4 protein-coding genes are annotated in these 3,383 nt (G+C 52.5%); all 4 read right to left on the reverse strand.

Features of this window, described 5'->3' with window-relative positions:
- Window positions 1-1,422: carbamoyl-phosphate synthase large subunit (gene carB, locus Q8Q07_03520; protein MDP3879360.1), on the reverse strand; the 1,422-nt coding region annotated here is incomplete at its 3' end.
- A gap of 2 nt (window positions 1,423-1,424) precedes the next feature.
- A complete protein-coding gene (locus Q8Q07_03525; protein ID MDP3879361.1) occupies window positions 1,425-2,165 on the reverse strand; it encodes a TIGR02391 family protein in 741 nt (246 codons plus the stop codon).
- Between the two features lie 123 nt (window positions 2,166-2,288).
- Window positions 2,289-2,639 carry an endonuclease domain-containing protein gene (locus tag Q8Q07_03530; GenBank protein MDP3879362.1) on the reverse strand — a complete coding sequence of 117 codons (351 nt, stop codon included), beginning with the start codon at window positions 2,637-2,639 and terminating at the stop codon, window positions 2,289-2,291.
- 60 nt (window positions 2,640-2,699) lie between these two features.
- On the reverse strand, window positions 2,700-3,383 hold a 684-nt coding region (locus tag Q8Q07_03535; GenBank protein ID MDP3879363.1), incomplete at its 5' end, for a carbamoyl phosphate synthase small subunit.

The raw sequence follows: 3,383 nt of genomic DNA on the forward strand, positions 1-3,383 counted from the left end.
CGTCAGTGTTTCCGCCAGGAGACGCTTCTCCATGTCGACAATGTTCCGCAATTTGTCCAGGAACCAGAAGTCAATTTTAGTGCGTCCCGAAAGCTCCTGCGGGGTTATCCCCCGTCTCAAAGCCGCCATCAGCGCCCACAAGCGGAGGTCGTTAGGTTCCAGGGGATAGTTGTCGATACTGGTACTCGGCTCCCATTTCAGGTCTTCCCAGAGCAGAGAGCGGTTGCCGAACTCCAGGGAGCGTACCGCCTTCTGCAAAGCAGCCTCAAAGCAGCGGTCAATGGCCATCACCTCACCGGTGGCTTTCATCTGCGTGCCCAGGATACGGTCGCCCGACTCGAACTTGTCAAAGGGCCAGCGCGGAATCTTGACCACAATATAGTCCAGCGCCGGTTCGAAGGAAGCCATCGTCTTGCCGGTAACGGCGTTGGGGATTTCATCGAGCCGCTTGCCCACGGCTATCTTGGCGGCAACGCGGGCAATGGGGTAGCCGGTGGCCTTACTGGCCAGGGCAGAACTGCGGCTGACGCGGGGATTGACTTCGATGACATAGTAACGCTCACTGGCGGGGTCAAGGGAGAACTGGACGTTGCAACCGCCTTCTACGCCCAGGGCGCGGATAATCTTGAGGCTGGCGGTGCGCAGCATCTGGTATTCCTTATTGGTCAGAGTCTGGCTGGGAGCGACGACGATGCTGTCGCCGGTATGGACACCCATCGGGTCGAGGTTCTCCATGTTACAGACGGTGATGCAGTTGTCAGCGCCGTCACGCATCACCTCATATTCGATTTCCTTCCAGCCCTCCACTGATTCTTCGAGCAGCACCTGGGATATGGGGCTGGCGGCCAGCCCGGCGGCGACAATCTTCTCGAAGTCTTCCTGAGTTTTAGCGATGCCGCCCCCCGTCCCCCCCAGGGTATATGCCGGGCGCACCACCAGGGGCAACCCCATCTCTTCAACCACCTTGCGCGCCTCGCGCAGGCTGGTCACGGTGACGCTCGGCGGCACCGGCTCGCCGATGCCGCCGAGCAGCTGCTTAAAAAGCTCGCGGTCTTCGGCGTTCCTGATGGTCTGGATGGGCGTGCCCAGGCACTTGACGTCATATCTGTCCAGGACACCGGCATCAGCCAGCTCCACGGCCAGGTTAAGGCCGGTCTGCCCGCCCAGGGTGGGCAGCAGTCCATCCGGACGCTCCCGCTCGATGATGCGGGCGAGCATGTCCACGGTCAATGGCTCGATATAGACGACATCAGCAATACCCTCATCGGTCATGATGGTGGCCGGGTTGGAGTTGACCAGCACCGAGGTCACACCCTCCTCCCTCATCGCCTTGCACGCCTGGGTACCGGCGTAGTCAAACTCCGCAGCCTGCCCGATGATTATAGGCCCGGAGCCGATGATGAGGACTTTAGTGGGTTTCAAGTTTACTCCTTTGCTATCCAAAAACTAATTCTCTTAAGTAGAAGACTGGCAAAAGCCAAGTATTCCAGGGTTAGATACGGGTCATTTTGCACCACTAAATCATGAGCTTTAGGATTCCTTATACCTACCATGGCTCCCATAAACAAGAACTTAAAACCTTCCTGTTCGTCTTTGTTAGATTGCGTTTCCAGGTCATTAAGTTTAATAACAGGGGCACTTTCGTTAAATACCTTTGCCATTAAGTCCTTGCCATCTTGGGATTTGCCTGACTTTTCCTTCACAAGGTTATTTACAGCCTTGAATGCTTCAAAGATTGCTTGGGCGTAGTGTTTGCTCTCAAATAGAGACCTACTCGCCTCAATCACTTTGGAGTGAAATTGCATAGCGTCAAAAAGCTGTATCGGGGATTCTGTTAACGGAGGCGTTTCATTAAGTAATAATAATTCATATTTCTGGATGATTGATTTTAAACAGGTCTCTAAACTATTAAGGTTCATTATGTATATTTGGCGATTTGCAATATCGTCTAATATGGGTAGAGATATTAATGCTTTATCACTCCGTGTCCCAGCATTTGTAAATATTTTGTATTCTTTCGAATTTTCACCAAAGGTGTCTTCAAGAACGACATTTATCTTACTACGCCATAAAGGGTAATCTCGGTTGTTATATGGCTTCTTCTTAAGAGAGGGAATCTCGTCAAGTGCTTGTCTCAATAAACTTATCGCTCTATTTTTGTCCATCTTCTCTACCTCACCCCCTTATAAAATCCCTCTCGTTCTCCCTTTACGAAAGGGAGATGCCTTATAGCTACCTCCCTTTTCATTTATGTCTCCCCCTTTGAAAAAGGGGGACTAAGGGGGATTTTATTCAATATTCTCAATTATTCTCTCAATGACACTCTCGCCATGTACCAGCACATCGGCGTTGGTAAACCTCAGAACTCTCAAACCAAGACTACTCAGGTACTCATCCCTTATTCTGTCGTCCTCAGCCATCTCATCAGAAAAGTGCTGGCTACCATCAATCTCAATAATCAGCTTTGCCTTAGAACAATAGAAGTCGACTATATAATCGCCGATGGGTTTCTGCCTGTAGAAGTGGTAGCCTTTTAGTTGTCTCATCCGTATCTTCGCCCAGAGTGTCCTTTCAGCATCAGTCATATCCTTTCTGAGTTGCCTGGAATGCTGTTTCAAGTTCTTATTGTAGGGTAGCATAAATCCTCTTTGTTAAAATCCCCCTCAATCTCCCTTTACGAAAGGGAGAAGCCGTATGTATCACTTACTCCTCCTCACCATCTCCAGAAACTGCTCAAATAAATAGGTGTTATCCAGGGGGCCGGGGGAGGCCTCCGAGTGGTACTGGACGGCAAAAATGGGCAACTCCCTATGGCGCAGGCCCTCCACCGTGCCGTCGTTGAGATTGATGTGGGTCACCTCCAGCTCTTTGCCCAGGCTATCCGGGTCAACGGCATAGCCGTGGTTCTGGGCGGTGATGTGGATTCTACCGGTGGTCAGATCCCGCACCGGATGGTTGCCGCCGCGGTGCCCGAACTTGAGCTTGAAGTTCCTCCCCCCGAAGGCACGAGCGATAAGCTGGTTACCCAGGCAGATGCCCATCACCGGCTTTTTGCCCACCAGATGCCTGACCGTATCCACAGCATAATCTAAAAGATCGGGGTCGCCCGGGCCGGGAGAGAGCAGGATGCCATCAGGCTTCAGTTCCAGTATTTCAGCGGGGGGGGTGGCGCAGGGGACAACGGTGACCGCGCACCCCAGCCGGTTAAGTAAGCGCAGGATATTGTATTTCAGTCCGCAATCGAGGGCGACAATGTGGTACTCCGCCGCTGAATCTGCTCCTTTCTCCGGCTCCCAGCAGTAAGCAGCCGGTGTGCTTACCTGACGGACAAAGTCGATTGAGCCGTAATCAGGCACTTCCCGCAGGTAGTCCAGTGCCTGCTG

The organism is Dehalococcoidales bacterium (genome assembly GCA_030698765.1).
GTDB lineage: Bacteria > Chloroflexota > Dehalococcoidia > Dehalococcoidales > UBA2162 > JAUYMF01.

Coding starts and splice junctions, on each gene's coding strand:
- Q8Q07_03525 (MDP3879361.1), bottom strand. CDS start 2,165: ATGGACAAAAATAGAGCGATAAGTTTATTGAGACAAGCACTTGACGAG.
- Q8Q07_03530 (MDP3879362.1), bottom strand. CDS start 2,639: ATGCTACCCTACAATAAGAACTTGAAACAGCATTCCAGGCAACTCAGA.